Origin of the sequence: Nocardia transvalensis NBRC 15921 (genome assembly GCF_000308875.1) — a bacterium.
Taxonomy (GTDB): domain Bacteria; phylum Actinomycetota; class Actinomycetes; order Mycobacteriales; family Mycobacteriaceae; genus Nocardia; species Nocardia transvalensis.
Genome location: NZ_BAGL01000038.1, coordinates 92152 through 107347, shown reverse-complemented (window position 1 = coordinate 107347; position 15196 = coordinate 92152). Strand labels below are relative to the sequence as shown.

Here is a 15196-nt window from a genome sequence, read left to right as displayed (position 1 = left end):
GGGCGTTGCGGCGCTGCACCGCGGCCTGGGTGGCCCACAGCGGGAAGTTGTCCAGCAGTACCAGTTCCACGTCCTCGGCGAGCACTTCGTCCAGCTGCTCCAGGCTGTCCACCTCGACCTCGCAGGCGATATCGGGGGCCAGCTCCCGCACCGCCCGCAACGCCGCGACCACCGATCCGGCGGCGACCACGTGGTTGTCCTTGATGAGCGCCGCGTCCCCGAGGCCCATCCGGTGATTGACGCCGCCACCGACCCGCACCGCGTACTTCTGCAACGCGCGCAGCCCCGGCAGCGTCTTACGGCTGTCGCGGATCCGGCACCGCGTCCCGGCCACCGCGTCGACCCACGCGGCCGTGGCGGTCGCGATACCCGACAGGTGGCAGACCAGGTTGAGCATGGTCCGCTCGGCGGTCAGCAGCCCGCGGGCCGGGGCCTGCACGGACAGCACGGGATCGCCCGGAGCCACCCGCGTGCCGTCGTCCACGCGGTCGGTCACCTCGTAGCCGCCCGCCCCGATCACCTCGTCCAGGACCAGCAGCCCGACGTCGAGCCCGGCCACGGTCCCGGCCTGCCGCGACACCAGCGCCGCCTTCACCACCGAGTCCACGGGAACCGTTGCCGCCGTGGTGATATCGGGCCCGTACCGCAGATCCTCGTCGAGTGCCGTGCGGATCACCCGCAGCACCTCGTCGCGATCCAGTCCACTGTCCAAAGCCATTACCGCACTCCTACTCTCCACGATGTGCCTCAGCCGCGCGATACCGCCAGATGCGGGCCACCCGACGACCCGGAGCCCTCGGCGACCAGCTGCGGCCGCCCGTCCGGGCCCAGCCGCACCGGCAGCGGGCGGCGCAGATCGTCGCGCGGTTCCGGGTGGTCCGAGCGGGTGTGACAGCCACGGGTCTCGGTCCGGGCGGTGGCGGCGACCAGGAAGGCGCGGGCGGTCAGCGTCAGCGCCGCATCCTCCAGCGCGGTCACGGTGACGTCCGGCGAATCCTGGTGTGCGGCAACGGCCGGTTCCTCGGCCTCGGGGTTTTCCGTCTCGCCGGTCGCCGGTCGCCCGATCGGATCGGACAGCAGTTGCAGCAGGCGCAGCACCGCCGACCGCATCCCGTCACCGTCGCGGACCACCGACGCGTGGTCGGTCATCAACTCCTGCAAGGATTTCCGGTCCGCCCGCGGGAAGGTGACGGCCCCCAGTTCCGTGACGCGCGCGGGCTCGCCGAGCCGTTCCGCCGCCGCGGCGCCCGCGCGCTCGCCGACGACCAGACCCTCGAGCAGGCTGTTGGACGCCAGCCGGTTGGCCCCGTGCAGGCCCGTCCGCGCCACCTCGCCCGCCGCGTACAGACCCGGCACGCCGGTCCGGCCGTGCGGATCGGTGACGACGCCGCCGCACTGGTAGTGCGCGGCGGGAGCCACCGGGATCAGGTCCGTGCGGGGATCGAGTCCGGCCGCGACGCAGGAGGCGGTGATCGTCGGGAACCGCCGGGCGAAGCCGTCGATCGCGCGCGCGTCGAGATACACGTGATCCGTTCCCAGCGCGTGCATCCGCGCCGCGATCGCGCGCGACACCACGTCGCGCGGCGCGAGATCGCCCCGCGGATGCACTCCCGCGGTGACCGAATCCCCCTGCGAGTCGACCAGCACCGCGCCCTCACCACGCACCGCCTCGCTGATCAACGGCCGCCGGCCCACGCCCCCGGAGGCGAACAGCACCGTCGGATGGAACTGCAGGAACTCCAGATCCGCGACGACCGCGCCGGCCCGCAGCGCCAGCGCGATACCGTCCGCCGTCGCCCCGGGCGGATTGGTGCTGCACGCGTACAGCTGCCCCAGCCCGCCGGTCGCCAGCAGCACGGCGGGCGCGTGCACGACGCCGAATCCCTTGTCCGACACCGCGATCACGCCCCGCACCCCCTCGGGGCCGGTGACGACATCCACCGCGGCGGCGCCGAACAGCACCGGCAGGCCGGCCGTATTCAGCGCCCGCTGCACCTCCGCGCCGGTCGCGTCACCGCCCGCGTGGATGATGCGCCGGGTGCTGTGCCCGCCCTCGCGGGTGCGCGAGATCTGGCCGTCGCGGCCGAGGTCGAAGACGGCGCCGAGGTCGGTCAGCGCCGCCACCGCCTCCCGTCCGCCGCCGACGATCGAGCGCACCGCCTCCGGATCGCAGAGCCCCGCGCCCGCCTCGAGGGTGTCGCGCACATGGTCGTCCTCCGAGTCGTCCTGCGGCGCGACGACGGCGATACCGCCCTGGGCGTACTGGGTGGAGGTATCGGTCGGGCCGCCCTTGCTCAGGGTCAGCACCCGTAACCCGCGCAGCGACGCCGTCCGGGCCGCGGTGAGACCGGCGACCCCGCCGCCGATCACCACCAGATCGGCCTCGGCCTCCCACGCCGCCGACGGAGTATTCACTCTCCCCCGCCCGGCGCGCCGATGGCGATCATCCGCTGGACCGAATCGCGGGCCAGCGCGGCGGTTTCCGGGTCGACGTGTACCTCGTCGCGGTTCTCGACCAGGCAGCGCAGCAGCGCGGCCGGGGTGATCATCTTCATGTACTTGCAGGAGGCCCGGTCGTTGACGGCCTGGAAGTCGATACCCGGTGCGGCCCTGCGCAACTGGTGCAGCATGCCGACCTCGGTGGCGACCAGCACCTGATTCGAGCGGGCCGCCTTCGCCGCATCGATCATGCCGCCGGTGGACAGGATGTGCACCCGGTCGGCGGGGAACGCGCCCTCGCCCGCCAGGTACAACGCCGAAGTGGCGCAACCGCATTCGGGGTGCACGAACAGTTCGGCGTCGGGGTGGGTGCGCGCCTGCTCGGTCAGCTCGTCGCCGTTGATGCCCGCGTGCACGTGGCACTCCCCGGCCCAGATGTGCATGTTCTCCCGTCCGGTGACGCGCTTGACGTGCGCGCCCAGGAACTGGTCGGGCAGGAACAGCACCTCGCGCCCGGGATCGATCGACGCCACCACGTCGACGGCATTCGAGGAGGTGCAGCAGATGTCGGTGAGCGCCTTCACCGCCGCGGTCGTGTTGACGTACGAAACCACCACCGCGCCAGGGTGTTCGGCCTTCCACGCCCGCAACTCGTCGGCGGAGATCGAGTCCGCCAGGGAGCATCCGGCGCGCTGATCCGGGATGAGGACCGTCTTGGCCGGGCTGAGGATCTTGGCCGTCTCCGCCATGAAGTGCACGCCGCAGAACACGATGGTGTCCTCGGGCGCCTCGGCCGCGATGCGCGAGAGCGCCAGCGAATCGCCGACGTGGTCGGCGACGTCCTGGATCTCCGGCAGCTGGTAGTTGTGCGCCAGGATGGTCGCGTTGCGCTCGCGCGCCAGGCGCTGGATCTCCCGCGCCCACTCCGGGGTGGCCTCCACTCCGGTGAACCCCGACGGACCGTCCGTGACGTGCCCGGCAAACGTCATGGTCGCCATGGCATGACTCCTTCCTCATGCGCTCGGCGGTTGCGCCGAATTCGCATCAACCCGGTTTTCGACTTATAATCGAAAACGTGGCCCATAGTAGCACCATTCACGAATCGCTCACCGCGGTGTTCCAGGTTCGTCGCTTTCCGGACACCATCACCGCTGGTCAGGCCCATAGCACCCCCGTCGACCCGGAATCTCCGCGGTGCCCGCCCGACTGGCACACCGAACTGGGCGTCCTGCTGTGGCAGCGCGCGATGGAGCCGCAGACGGGCACCTGGTCACTTCCCGGCGGCCGCCTGCGCGACGACGAGGACCTCGACGCCTCGGCCCGCCGGCAACTCGCCGAGAAGGTGGATGTGCGCGAGCTGTGGCACATCGAGCAGGTGTCGGTGTTCAGCGATCCGCATCGCGTGCCCGGCCCGCGCCGCATCGCCTCGGCCTATCTGGGCCTGGTCCCCCTGACCGCCGACCCCCACCTCCCGGACGACACCCGCTGGCATCCCGTCTCGGGGCTCCCGCACATGTCCTTCGACCACGGCACGGTCGCCGAGCACGCCCGCACCCGGCTCGCGGCGAAGCTCTCCTACACGAATATCGCCTTCGCCCTGGCGCCCTCGCGGTTCACCATGTCGGCGCTGCGCGAAATCTATTGCGCGGCGCTGGGTTACGAGGTGGATACCACCAACCTGCAACGAGTCCTGAGCCGCCGCAAGGTCATCAGGCCGACCGGCGACACCGCCTCCCCCGGCAAGGCGGGCGGGCGGCCGGCGGCCGTCTACCGCTTCACCGACGACGGCCTCCGGGTCACCGACGAATTCGCCGCCCTCCGACCGCGCGGCTGACCACCCACGGGAAGACTTCCACTTAGCCAACGTTTTATGTACCGTTGTTTAACGGCACGATAATTCGTTGCGCTCCCGGGAGGCGACATGCGCGGTCTGGAAGTTCGGCTGGCTCGGCTCATCGAGGACACGAGAGATCTGGGCCGCGAGGCGACGGTCGATCGGGTGAGCGACCTCCAGCGGACGCTCGAGTCCCTGGACCGGGAACTCGCGGCTGTCGACCGGCGGCCCGAACTCGGCAGGCTGCGCCGCGAGGCGGGTCTGCTGCTGGCCGATGCGTGCGCCCGCGCCGTCCTGGCCCGGGATTTCGGCGACACCCGGATACCGGTGCCGCTCAGTAACGCTGCCGGTGCTTGACGGTCCGGCTGTACACCTTCTTGTTCCGGATCGGTTGCGCGCCATTGGATCTGCGCAACTCGTGACGACGACGCCAGGCGGCGAGGTCGGGGCGCTCGGCCGCGCCCGACACCGCCTGATCGCGCGCGGCCCGGTCGGTCGTACTCATCGCCGCCCTCCTTTCTCCTGGTCCGTTCCGCGACCATAGCGACCCAGGAGGCCAGGCAGCCAGTCATTTTCGATGCCCTCCCGCGGCCGTGGTTCTTCCCCGTAATGGGCAGAGTGCGACTGCACACGTTGCTGAAAAACTCTTCAGGGGGTTTCAGGTTTACTTAAGACCGGCCCTGCGACGGTGAGGGCACCCCCATCGAGACGACTACTGCCCCAGGAGATTTGACATTGCTGTCATCCACCCGGACATCGCGAACGCTGACCCCGCGCAAGATCGCGACCGCCACGGCGCTGGCGCTCGCGATGACGGGAACGGCCGCCGGAACCGTCACCGCCGCACCGCAATCCGCCGATTCCAGCCCCGTCGGCTACACCGCCACCGCCTCCGGTGACCGCGCGATCATCGAGATCGATTCGGGCGCAGCCGTAGTCGACGACGGCATCTTCGAAATCCGAGCCGCCGACGGGACCGTGCTCGCCGGCACCCCGCTGGAATTCCGAGTCGACGACTTCGTCTTCCCCATCGCCGCCGAGATCGAGGGCCGCACCGCCACCCTCACACCGCAATTCGACCTCGACCACGCCACCTACCGCCCCGCCGCCCTCCCGTTCGAGGACCAGGCCCCGTGGTCCTCCCCCTACGAACGCGAGGTCGCCGCCTTCACCCGCCTGAAGGACACCGTCGCCACCGGCGCCGCGATCGGCACCACCGTCGGCGCCGTCGGCGGCGGCATCGTCGGCTGCGTCCTCGGCGGCATCGCCGGCGCCACGGTAGCCACCGCCACCATCATCGGCCTCTTCGGCCCGATCATCCCCGCCGCCGCCATAGGCTGCCTCGGCGGCATCATCGCCGTAGGCGCCCTCGGCACCGTAGCCGGCCAACTCTTCGTCACCGCCCCCATAGCCATAGCCGCCCTCGCCCAATACTTCACCACCATCAACGAGCCCTTCCCACCCCCGAACGCTCACCCACACGGCGGCCGGTAATCGAGATCGGGAAGGTGATCACGCCAGACCTGCGGGGTGAGCACGGTACGCGTGACATCGCAGATCCGGGCCTTCGAGGGTTCCGGGTCCAGGCTCAACAACCGTAACCAGCCGTCCGCGCCGGTGGCGATCAGATAGCGATCATTGTCGAAAAAGGCGACCCGTCCCTCGCTCAGTGTTCCCGCCGACGCGGCAGGGTGGCGAATCGGGCGGGGATCGCGGCGATCGGAAAGATCCCACAGCCGGACGGAAGCGGATGTGTCCATCGAGGTCAGCAGATCGCCTGCCGCATCGAATACGACGGCATTGACATATGCGTTGTGGCCGGTCAACGGGCTGCCGAGCGGCGCCGGGGCGGCCATGTCGCTCACATCCCATACGCGAACCGACTGGTCTTCGCTTGTGCTCGCCATTGTTCGACCGTCAGCTGCGAAACTCACGTACGCTCCCGAGTCGGCGCGGCCCGAACGCACGCGGGTGACCGGTCGTGGTACCGACGCGTTCGCCACATCCAGAATTTCGACGATGCCGCGGCCCGAGGCCGCGAGATATCGGTCGCCGGGCGCGAACTGGACGTCGAAGACGTATTCGGTGTCCGCCGAAATGGGATCGCCGAGTGGCACCGGATGGGCCTTGTCCGCGATGTCCCAGAGCTGAATCCACGCGGCATTGCGGCCGTTCAGTCCCGCGATGGCCAAGCGCGTCGAATCCGAACTGAACGCGGTGGCGACAACTGAGCGTCCGCGATCATCGGAAATGTGTTCGATGCGCCGCACGGCCGCCGCGCCAGAGATGTCGGCAAGTGTGACCCCGCGCTTAGTACTGGTGAGCGCGACCGACCGTTGATCGGGGCTGATCCACGCCCGCAGCAGAGGATCCTCGGGATCGAGGGCGAGACCGCCGATCCGGTGTGCGGACACCGGATCATCGATGCGCCACACCTCGGCTGCGGCCGAGCCCGTCTTCACCACAACCGTGTTCCCTCGCGCCGCCAGCAAGGATCCGCGCGGCCAGTTCTCGCTTCCACCGCCCGGCAACGACCAGATACGCACGACTCCGTCCTGACCCGTTGTTGCCAAGGAACGTTGGTCGGGGGCCAAGGCAACCCCTCCGACGAAGCCCTCCGCTCCCGCCAACGGAGGGGCGGCTGCCGTGGGATGGGTCGGATCGTGCATGTCCCAGAGTGTCGGGATGCGATCGTCCTGTTCGGTCACCAGAGTTTTCCCATCGCCTGAGAACTCGAGCGAGGTCCCGACCGTGGTACCGCCCCCGACAATAGGGATGGCCGCTTGCTGTGGAGCGCTCGGAGCGTGTACATCCCAGACCTTGACAATGGCATCGGCCGCAACCGCGACCGTGTTCCCATCCGGGCTGATTGCGGCGGAAGCCGCACGCTCCGGGAGCCGGCTCAGTAACACCGCGTTCGAAAACAGGTCGTCGACCTGCCACAGTTGCACCGGCCCGATGTCCTCCACGAGGACCGCACGTCTCAGATCGCTGCTGAGAGCGACAGAGTAGAAGCGCGCCTTCGGCGAAGGCGTTATCGGGCTGCCGATCATCCGCGGATGCGCCGGTTCCGATACGTCCCAGTACACGATCGGATGGTCGGAGCCCGAGGTGACGAGGGTTCTTCCATCTTGCCCGAACCGCAGGATCGTCGGGTAGCCGACCGGGATGGGGTCGCCGAGACGCACCGGGTTCGCCGGATCGCGCACATTCCAGAGCACAACGATCTGCTCGCTCAACGAGGCGAGAATCGAACCGTCCGAACTGAATGCGACAGCCCTGACGTATGCGGGGTAGCCGGTGAGAGGCGATCCCACCGCGTGTGGGTTCCGCCGATCCGAGACATCCCACAGCCGCACGGTCCTATCGCTACCCGCCGAGGCCAACAGGCGTCCATCGGATCGGTAAGCCAGGCCATGGACAAAGCCGGTATGCCCCGCGAGCGGAGTCGCCAGAGGGAGGTTCTGCGTGTTGATCAAGCGGGCGCTCACCTCCGGATCGCCGGGCCGAAGTCGGTCGGCCACCAGGGTCAGTTGCGCCGACAGGGACGGGTCACTGGATTCCACGCGATCGGCCTCGGCCAGAATCGAATTGAAGACGGCATTGTCGCGCTGCCGGGAAGCGTTGTGGCTCTGTAGTAATGCCACGCCCGCCAGGGTCACCGAGACGACCGTCAGCAGCACCAGTCCCGCGCGGCGCAGGGTCGAACGACGTTGCGCGCGTTCGCGGGCATGCTCCGAGGCGTCGAGAAACTCTTGTGCCACAGGGCCGAGCGCACCGTTGCGCGCATGCCCGCGCATGGTGACCAAGCGTGCTCCGCGGTAGAGCATCGAGGGATCACGCTGGTGGGCAACCCAATCGGTGGCGTCGGACTGCAACCGCTGGCGTTCCAGATACCCGACCCGGTCCTCATCGATCCATGAACGCAGCCGGGGCCAGGCGTCGAGGACGATCTCGTGGGTGAGGTAGGCCGAGTCGGCCTCGAGGGTGACGAGACGGGTGCGGGCCAGCATGTCGAGGGCGGCGTCGGCGGCTTCGACCGTCTGCCTGAGCAATTCGGCCCTGGAGACCTTGCGGCGGGTGTCGCGGGAGTCGTCGCCGACGGCTACCAGGCCGAGGAGGACCTGTTTGCCTACCGCCTGCTGGAATTCCGACAGTTCGCCCCAGGCCTTCTCGGCCGTGGTGGAGACCGAGCCGAGAACGCCACCGGCCGAACGGTATCCGTCGATGGTCAGGCGGGAGCCGTCGCGGCGCTGCCACACCGCCTCCATCACGTGCGAGACCAGGGGCAGGGCGCCCGGGTCGTAGCCTCGGCGGTCCCCTCCGCCGCCGAGGCCGCACAGCTCCGAGATCACCAGTTCCTCGAGCCCGGGTTCCAGTTTGTAGCCGGCCATGTCGGCCGGGCGCGAGATCGCCTCGGCCAGTTCGTTCAGCCGCATCGGGCCCAGCAGGTAGCTGCGATGTTTGAGCGCGTCCTCGAGCACCGGCTCGTCCAGGCAGCGAGCGTAGAAGTCGGCGCGGACCGCGAGCACCACCGCGGCCGGGGAGTTCTCCCCGCGAATGGCGAGGTGCTCCAGCGCATCCAGGAAGGTGTCCCGGGCGCGCTCGTCGTGACACAGGGTGAACAGTTCCTCGAGCTGGTCCACCACCAGCAACCGTGGCCCACCCACACCCCACGCGCCGAGTGCCTCGGTCACGGAAACGCCGCCGGTGGAGCCCCCTCCTGCCCCACCGACGGCGCCTGTCGCCGCGAGCAATGCCCCCACCGGGTCCACACCCGGGGTCATCATCGCGACAGTCCATTCCCCCGCCGAATCCGCCAGCGCCGGAATCACTCCGGCCTGCAACAGGGACGATTTGCCCGCCCCCGACGCGCCGACCAGCATCACCAGTCCGCCGTCCCCGCCGGGCCCCGCGGTATCGCGGACCAGATCGACCAGTTCCGCGGTGGACCGGGTGCGGCCGAAGAAGACCTCGGCATCCTCGCGCCCGTAGGCGGCCAGACCGAGGTAGGGGCAGAGCACGTCCGCCGCTTCGGAATTCGGGTCCCACTCGTTGGACGCGGTCCACACCCGCTGCCACTCCTGCGTGTCCAGCAGCGCCGGGGGCACCGGGCGGCTGGACTTGCGCGCCTCGTCGATGAGGGTGAGCAGGACGGGCAGCAGGGTCTCGAATTTCGCGGGCACATTGCGACCGGCCTTCCAGTCGCTGATGCGCTGTATCGAGACGCCGCCCTTCTGTCCCGGCGCGCGGGTGGCGCGCATGCGGGCCTCGGCCGCCGCGGCGACCCGGCGCAGTGTCGGGTTACCGGCGGCCTCGAACAGTTCCGCGAACCGCTGCGAGAAACGGGTCCTCGGCGAGGGGCGCGATCGGCCGCGCCGCGGCGGGCTCGAATCCATCTGTCCTCCTGCGTCTTCGGGCGAATGCTCCGACACAGGAAAGGATGATCGAATTCTCGGCCGCGCGGCGAAGGCTCAGCCGAAACCGCAGGTAGACAAGGGATACGCAATTCCGGTCCGGAAATCCGGACGCCGATCCGACGCTCAGGTGCTCAGTCGCACCCGGGGTTTAGGGGGCGGGGCGGACGTGCGCCCCGCCACTCTGCTGCACACCCAGAACACTGCCTCCACGACCCAGAACAGCAGTAGCCACAGCTGCACCACGACCACGGGAACGATCAGGAACACCACGGCGGGCACCGCCACCAGAAGGAACAGCGCGATATCGCGGCCGCTCGCGCCGATCAGCCCCGACCCCAGGCGCACCGCCGCCCACATCATCCAGCGCTGCGGCACCGAGACGCCCTCCTCGTGCAGCGCGCGCCGGAACAGGCCGTCGGCGTCGGCGCGAGTCACGTCGGCGTCGCGGCTCAGATAGTCGTGCAGGATGGCCGCTTTGGTGAAGACGCCGTAGCGCGGGACGAGCCAGACCAGTGCCCGCGGCACCGAGGCGAAGTCGGTCCGGAATCCGGCGGGAACGACGAAGACGTCGCGGTCGCCGCGATACTCGATGGGTTCGCGCACCCGCCACGACACGGCGTCGATCTCCTCGACGACCAGCGCGCTGCCACTGAATCCCACGGCGTGTCTTCCTCTCCGAAGGTCCGGGGCGCGCTCGGCGCCGGGATTACAGAGTACGGCGAGCGAGGAAATCTACGGCAACGTTTCGGCGTCGGACCGGCGTCAACGCGCGGAACCGGAATCGGCGCCCAGCTGGATCTGCTGCGAAACGGGCGAGCCGTACGGGCCGTAGGTGACATCCGAGGCGTACGGCCGCTCGCCGCCGGGGCTCGCGGCCGGATCACGCTGTCCCGCACCGAGATCCTCGGAGGTGCTCAGCGCGGCCAGGACGAGGACGACCAGCGATGCCATCAGCGGCTGCACCACCAGCTGCGCCCAGCCGGTGAACTGCGACGGCGAGACGACCGCCGCCAGCTCCACGATGGTGTGCACGGGCGGATTGGAGGCGTGCGGATGCAGCGCGCCGGCGACCTGATCCCCGATCCAGGCCATCGACCAGGCACCCGCCAGCGAACCGACGAGCAGCCCGCCCTGTAGCAGCGGCCCGCGCACCCAGCGCACGCGCCACGCGGCGGCGGCCGTGAGCAGTCCGGTCACCAGCGCGATACAGACGAAGATCGCCACCGCGTCGAACCGGTGGGCGCTCTCGCCGGTGAGGGCCACGCCGCGCCCGGCATCCACCACGACGACCTGTTCGGGCGGAGCCAGCAGGCCCCACACCACACCGCCGAGAGCACTGACGACCAGCACGGCGACGGCCACGACCAGTGCGGCGCGCAGCTCGCGGCGGCCCACACCGGACGGGACGGCGGCGCTCTGATGAGCCATCAGCGATGGTCCCCGGCGGTGGAATCGATCACCCCGTGCCGGGAGCACTTCGCCCACCACCCGTCGGGACTGACCTGGACGACCATGCGCCGCCCGCAGTGCTCGCAGAAGCGCGGCGGCTCCAGACCCAGCACGGCCGCGGCCGGAACCGGATCGGCGAGATCCGGCACAACCCGCTTACCCGTGTACGGGTTGTAGCGCTCTTCCATGACGTCCACGACCACCTCGAAAAGTGCAGCTCCTGGGCTGCCGACAATACCTGAACGGGACCGGGCCGCCGTGCAGCGGCGTGCTCACAGAGTTTCGTTGAGCGCCTTGATCGGCATCTTCAGCTCACCCAGCAGATCCAGGTCCGATTCGGCCGGGCGGCCCAGGGTGGTCAGGTAGTTGCCGACGATGACGGCGTTGATGCCGCCGAGAATGCCCTGCTTGGCGCCCAGATCGCCGAGGGTGATCTCGCGGCCGCCGGCGAAGCGCAGCATGGTGCGCGGCAGCGCCAGCCGGAACGCGGCGACGGCCTTCAGCGCCTCCGCCGCGGGCAGTACCTCGAGGTCCCCGAAGGGGGTGCCCGGGCGCGGGTTGAGGAAGTTCAGCGGCACCTCGTCGGGCTCCAATTCGGCCAGCTGCGAGGCGAATTCGGCGCGCTGCTCGACCGTCTCGCCCATGCCGAGGATGCCGCCGCAGCACACCTCCATCCCGGCCTCGCGCACCATGCGCAGGGTGTCCCAGCGCTCCTCCCAGCTGTGCGTGGTGACCACGTTCGGGAAGTGCGACTTGGCGGTCTCGAGGTTGTGGTTGTAGCGGTGCACGCCCATGGCGGCCAGCTGGTCGACCTGGTCCTGGGTCAGCATGCCCAGCGAGCACGCCACCTGGATGTCGACCTCGTTGCGGATGGCCTCGACGCCCGCGGCCACCTGGGCCATCAGCCGCTCGTCGGGCCCGCGCACGGCCGCGACGATGCAGAATTCGGTGGCGCCGGTCTTGGCGGTCTGCTTGGCGGCCTCCACCAGCGACGGGATGTCGAGCCACGCGGCGCGGACCGGGGACTGGAAAAGCCCCGACTGCGAACAGAAATGGCAGTCCTCCGGGCAGCCGCCGGTCTTGAGCGAGATGATGCCCTCGACCTCGACCTCGGGGCCGCACCACTTCATCCGCACCTCGTGGGCCAGTGCCAGCAGCTCCTCGAGCCGGTCCTCGGGGAGGGTGAGCACCTGCACGGTCTGCTGCTTGTCGAGGCCGACGCCGCGATCGAGCACCTGCTCGCGGGCGATCGCCAGAATGTCGGTATCGGTCCTGACGGGTGCCTGGGTCATGCGCGCGAATCCCTTCGTCCGGCCGGGGCTGCGGCCGTGCAACTTGAACGGTGTTCAGGCTAGGGTAGCGTGGGGTTCGAGTCAAAGCACGAAAGGGTTGTCGCCAAGTGCAACTGCATCGCACGGATGTCGTCGACGGGGCCATCGCCATCCTCGACCAGTACGGGCTGGCCGATCTCACGATGCGCCGGCTGGCGACCTCGCTGCACGTGCAGCCCGGCGCCCTGTACTGGCACTTCCCGAACAAGCAGGCACTGCTCGGCGCGGTCGCCGACCGCATCCTCGCGCCCCTGGACGAGCCGGTCGCCGCCGAGGAGTGGTCCGCGCAGGTCGCCGAGCTGGCGCACCGGCTGCGCTCGTGCCTGCTCGCCTACCGCGACGGCGCGGAGCTGGTGTCGGCCACCTACGCCTCCCGGCTGACCACCAGCAAGGGCCGCGAGCGCGTGGCCGGGGCGCTCATCCGGGGCGGCATGACCCGCGAGGAGGCCGATCTGTCGGCCTACACGCTGCTGTACTACGTCCTCGGCGAGACCGTGGACGAGCAGTCGCGCATGCAGATGGATTCGGCCGGGGCACTGGCGGAGGAGTCCTCGCCGCTGTACGAGAACACCACGGCCACCGACCGTTTCGACTTCGGCCTGCAGCTGTTCGTCGGGGGCGTGCGGCACCTGCTGGGCAGCCGGGTGCGCTAACCGGACAAACCGGACGGTAGTATTCGCTCCGTCATTCCCGGCGGGTGCGGGAATCCGGTGGGAATCCGGAGCGGTCGCGCCACTGTGACCGCGGCGCTCGGGCGTCGCGGAAGTCAGACCTCCCTCGCCGGGCACCACTCTGAGGTCGCGAGGTGCCCATGGAGTATCGGCGGTGAGCCGCGTGCGGACATCGGTCGTCGTCCCCGTCGTCCTGGTCGCGCTGGCGTGCGCGATGGTGGCGGCGACGGGGTGCGGCGCCGAGACCCTGCCACCGGCAACGGTGTTCGAGGTGCTGCGCGCGCACCTCACCGGATCGGCCGCCGCCGATCCCGGGCTCGACACCATCGTCTGGCAGCTGCGGGCGCCGCGCACGGTGCTGGCGGCGCTCGTCGGGGCGGGGCTGGCGCTGGCCGGTGCGGCCATGCAGACGCTGGTGCGCAATCCGCTCGCCGACCCCTACCTGCTCGGGGTGTCGTCGGGGGCGGGGGTCGGCGCGGCGGCGGTCATCACGTCCGGATTCTTCGCCGGGGCCGGGGTGTGGGCGCTGTCCGGCGGCGCCCTGCTCGGCGCGTTCGCCGCGGCCGCACTGGTTTTCGCGATCGCGGTCGCGCAGGGCGGGCTCACCCCGCTGCGGCTGGTGCTGACCGGCACCGTGCTCGGCTCGGCGTTCTCGGCGCTGAGCAGCTATCTGATCTTCCGCAGCGCCGATCCCGCGGCCGCGCAATCCGTTCTGTTCTGGCTGCTGGGCAGCCTCTCCGGCGCGGACTGGACGCGGATCGCGCTGCCGGGGTGTGTGGTCGCCGTCGCGGCGGTGGCGCTGCTGGCGGCGAGCGGATGGCTGGACGCGCTGACGCTCGGCGCGGATACCGCGGCGTCGGTGGGGGTTCCGGTGCGGGCGATGCGGATCGCGCTGTTCGCCGGCCTGGCGATCCTGGTCGGGGTGCTGGTGGCGGTGTCGGGCGGTATCGGGTTCGTGGGCCTCGTCGTCCCGCACGCCGCGCGCCTCCTGGTCGGATCCCCGCATCGCGTCCTGCTGCCGGTGAGCGCGCTGTGCGGGGCGCTGTTCCTCGTGGTGGCCGACGCCGCTGCGCGAATCCTGGTGCGGCCCACGGAGATTCCGGTCGGCGTGCTGACAGGTCTGATCGGCGCACCGGTCTTCCTGCTGCTCATGGGTCGCCGCCGCTACCGGTTCGGCGCCGCATGACGCGCCCGCCACACTCCCGGGCAGCTGGGCCGAGAGAGGGGGCCGAGCCGGATCGAGCCGAGACCGGAAGGCATCCCGCACTCGAGGTGCGAGAGCTGGCATGCGGTCCGGGACGACGATCCGTGCTCGCCGACGTGTCCTTCACCGTCCGGACCGGGGAGACGATCGGGATCGTCGGCCCCAACGGCAGCGGTAAGACCACGCTGCTCCGGACACTGGCCGGACTCCTGCGCCCGTCGCACGGCACCGTGTTCGCCGAAGGTGCTGACCTGCATACCCTTTCGCCCCGGCAGCGCGCCCGCACCGTCGCGGTGGTGGCCCAGGACGAGCACCCGCCCGAGGATCTGCGGGCAGGTGAGGTCGTCGCCCTCGGCCGCACTCCGTACCTGCCGCCCTGGGGTCCGGGCGGGCCGCGCGAACGGCTGGCCGTCGACAACGCCCTGCACGCCGTGGGTCTCGACGATTTCGCCGACCGGCCGGTGCACCGGATGTCCGGCGGGGAGCGGCAGCGGGTGCTGCTGGCGCGGGCGCTCGCACAGGACACTCCGCTGCTGCTGCTCGACGAACCCACCAACCACCTCGACGTCACCCACCGGCTCGCGCTGCTGGCCCTGGCCCGCGCCCTCGACCGGACGGTGGTGATCGCGCTGCACGACCTCACCCTCGCCGACCGCTACTGCGATCGCGTACTCGTCCTGCACGAGGGCCGCGCCGGGGCGCTGGCGCCACCCGAATCCGCGCTCACCCCGGACACGCTCGACGCCGTCTTCGGCGTCCGGGCCGTGCGCGTCCCGCACCCCGAGACCGGGGAACCGCACCTGCTCCTCCACGCGCGGCCCGATCCCGCATGACGGGCCCCACAGAAA

The 15196-nt window shown here is 70.3% G+C and carries 15 protein-coding genes; 6 read left to right on the top strand and 9 right to left on the bottom strand.

Features of this window, described 5'->3' with window-relative positions; all coding sequences use genetic code 11:
* From nadC to nadA, 3 genes are all read right to left on the bottom strand, one after another.
* The coding region (gene nadC, locus ON41_RS12455; RefSeq protein ID WP_040747719.1) for a carboxylating nicotinate-nucleotide diphosphorylase at positions 1-718 on the bottom strand (718 nt) is incomplete at its 3' end.
* Positions 719-747: 29 nt separating this feature from the next.
* Positions 748-2415: an L-aspartate oxidase gene (locus ON41_RS12450; protein ID WP_040747718.1), complete on the bottom strand. Its 1668-nt coding sequence runs from the start codon at positions 2413-2415 to the stop codon at positions 748-750.
* On the bottom strand, positions 2412-3437 hold the full coding sequence (nadA, locus tag ON41_RS12445; RefSeq protein ID WP_040747717.1) for a quinolinate synthase NadA: 1026 nt from the start codon (positions 3435-3437) through the stop codon (positions 2412-2414). Before nadA ends, ON41_RS12450 begins: the two co-directional genes overlap by 4 nt.
* 77 nt (positions 3438-3514) lie before the next feature.
* Between nadA and ON41_RS12440 the strand changes: the two genes are divergently transcribed.
* Positions 3515-4273, top strand: coding sequence for an NUDIX hydrolase (locus ON41_RS12440; RefSeq protein ID WP_040747716.1), 759 nt, complete (start codon positions 3515-3517; stop codon positions 4271-4273).
* Between the two features lie 87 nt (positions 4274-4360).
* Entirely contained in the window at positions 4361-4630 is a 270-nt protein-coding gene (locus tag ON41_RS12435; RefSeq protein ID WP_040747715.1) for a hypothetical protein, read from the top strand.
* On the opposite strand, the gene ON41_RS42250 is transcribed toward ON41_RS12435, so the two are convergent.
* Positions 4608-4778 carry a hypothetical protein gene (locus ON41_RS42250; RefSeq protein WP_169336479.1) on the bottom strand — a complete coding sequence of 57 codons (171 nt, stop codon included), beginning with the start codon at positions 4776-4778 and terminating at the stop codon, positions 4608-4610. The two genes, ON41_RS12435 and ON41_RS42250, sit on opposite strands and share 23 nt — an antisense overlap.
* A gap of 305 nt (positions 4779-5083) precedes the next feature.
* Between ON41_RS42250 and ON41_RS12430 the strand changes: the two genes are divergently transcribed.
* Positions 5084-5767: a DUF8020 domain-containing protein gene (locus tag ON41_RS12430; RefSeq protein ID WP_051161304.1), complete on the top strand. Its 684-nt coding sequence runs from the start codon at positions 5084-5086 to the stop codon at positions 5765-5767.
* Here ON41_RS12430 and ON41_RS12425 read toward each other — a convergent pair.
* From ON41_RS12425 to bioB, 5 genes are all read right to left on the bottom strand, one after another.
* On the bottom strand, positions 5746-9537 hold the full coding sequence (locus ON41_RS12425; protein ID WP_040747750.1) for an nSTAND1 domain-containing NTPase: 3792 nt from the start codon (positions 9535-9537) through the stop codon (positions 5746-5748). The two genes, ON41_RS12430 and ON41_RS12425, sit on opposite strands and share 22 nt — an antisense overlap.
* 279 nt (positions 9538-9816) lie before the next feature.
* On the bottom strand, positions 9817-10353 hold the full coding sequence (locus ON41_RS12420) for a DUF1353 domain-containing protein (protein WP_040747714.1): 537 nt from the start codon (positions 10351-10353) through the stop codon (positions 9817-9819).
* A gap of 102 nt (positions 10354-10455) precedes the next feature.
* Positions 10456-11121 carry a DUF2567 domain-containing protein gene (locus ON41_RS12415; RefSeq protein ID WP_051161282.1) on the bottom strand — a complete coding sequence of 222 codons (666 nt, stop codon included), beginning with the start codon at positions 11119-11121 and terminating at the stop codon, positions 10456-10458.
* A complete protein-coding gene (bsaP, locus tag ON41_RS12410) occupies positions 11121-11330 on the bottom strand; it encodes a biotin synthase auxiliary protein BsaP (RefSeq protein WP_040747748.1) in 210 nt (69 codons plus the stop codon). Before bsaP ends, ON41_RS12415 begins: the two co-directional genes overlap by 1 nt.
* A gap of 84 nt (positions 11331-11414) precedes the next feature.
* Positions 11415-12434 carry a biotin synthase BioB gene (gene bioB, locus ON41_RS12405; protein WP_040747747.1) on the bottom strand — a complete coding sequence of 340 codons (1020 nt, stop codon included), beginning with the start codon at positions 12432-12434 and terminating at the stop codon, positions 11415-11417.
* A gap of 107 nt (positions 12435-12541) precedes the next feature.
* Here bioB and ON41_RS12400 point away from each other — a divergent pair, with 107 nt between their 5' ends.
* The 3 genes from ON41_RS12400 to ON41_RS12390 all read left to right on the top strand — a co-directional run bounded on the left by ON41_RS12400 (position 12542) and on the right by ON41_RS12390 (position 15181).
* Positions 12542-13126 carry a TetR/AcrR family transcriptional regulator C-terminal domain-containing protein gene (locus ON41_RS12400; protein ID WP_040747713.1) on the top strand — a complete coding sequence of 195 codons (585 nt, stop codon included), beginning with the start codon at positions 12542-12544 and terminating at the stop codon, positions 13124-13126.
* A gap of 172 nt (positions 13127-13298) precedes the next feature.
* Complete coding sequence (locus tag ON41_RS12395) at positions 13299-14330, top strand: FecCD family ABC transporter permease (protein WP_040747712.1); 1032 nt, start codon at positions 13299-13301, stop codon at positions 14328-14330.
* Positions 14331-14452: 122 nt separating this feature from the next.
* Positions 14453-15181, top strand: coding sequence for an ABC transporter ATP-binding protein (locus tag ON41_RS12390; protein ID WP_246829514.1), 729 nt, complete (start codon positions 14453-14455; stop codon positions 15179-15181).
* Positions 15182-15196 lie beyond the last annotated feature (15 nt).

Bases quoted from the DNA above. Each gene is read 5' to 3' on its own strand.
- ON41_RS12425 (WP_040747750.1), bottom strand. From the start codon at position 9,537: ATGCGCGCCACCCGCGCGCCGGGACAGAAGGGCGGCGTCTCGATACAG.
- ON41_RS42250 (WP_169336479.1), bottom strand. From the start codon at position 4,778: ATGAGTACGACCGACCGGGCCGCGCGCGATCAGGCGGTGTCGGGCGCG.
- ON41_RS12430 (WP_051161304.1), top strand. From the start codon at position 5,084: ATGACGGGAACGGCCGCCGGAACCGTCACCGCCGCACCGCAATCCGCC.
- ON41_RS12415 (WP_051161282.1), bottom strand. From the start codon at position 11,121: ATGGCTCATCAGAGCGCCGCCGTCCCGTCCGGTGTGGGCCGCCGCGAG.
- bsaP (WP_040747748.1), bottom strand. From the start codon at position 11,330: ATGGAAGAGCGCTACAACCCGTACACGGGTAAGCGGGTTGTGCCGGAT.
- ON41_RS12435 (WP_040747715.1), top strand. From the start codon at position 4,361: ATGCGCGGTCTGGAAGTTCGGCTGGCTCGGCTCATCGAGGACACGAGA.
- nadA (WP_040747717.1), bottom strand. From the start codon at position 3,437: ATGGCGACCATGACGTTTGCCGGGCACGTCACGGACGGTCCGTCGGGG.
- bioB (WP_040747747.1), bottom strand. From the start codon at position 12,434: ATGACCCAGGCACCCGTCAGGACCGATACCGACATTCTGGCGATCGCC.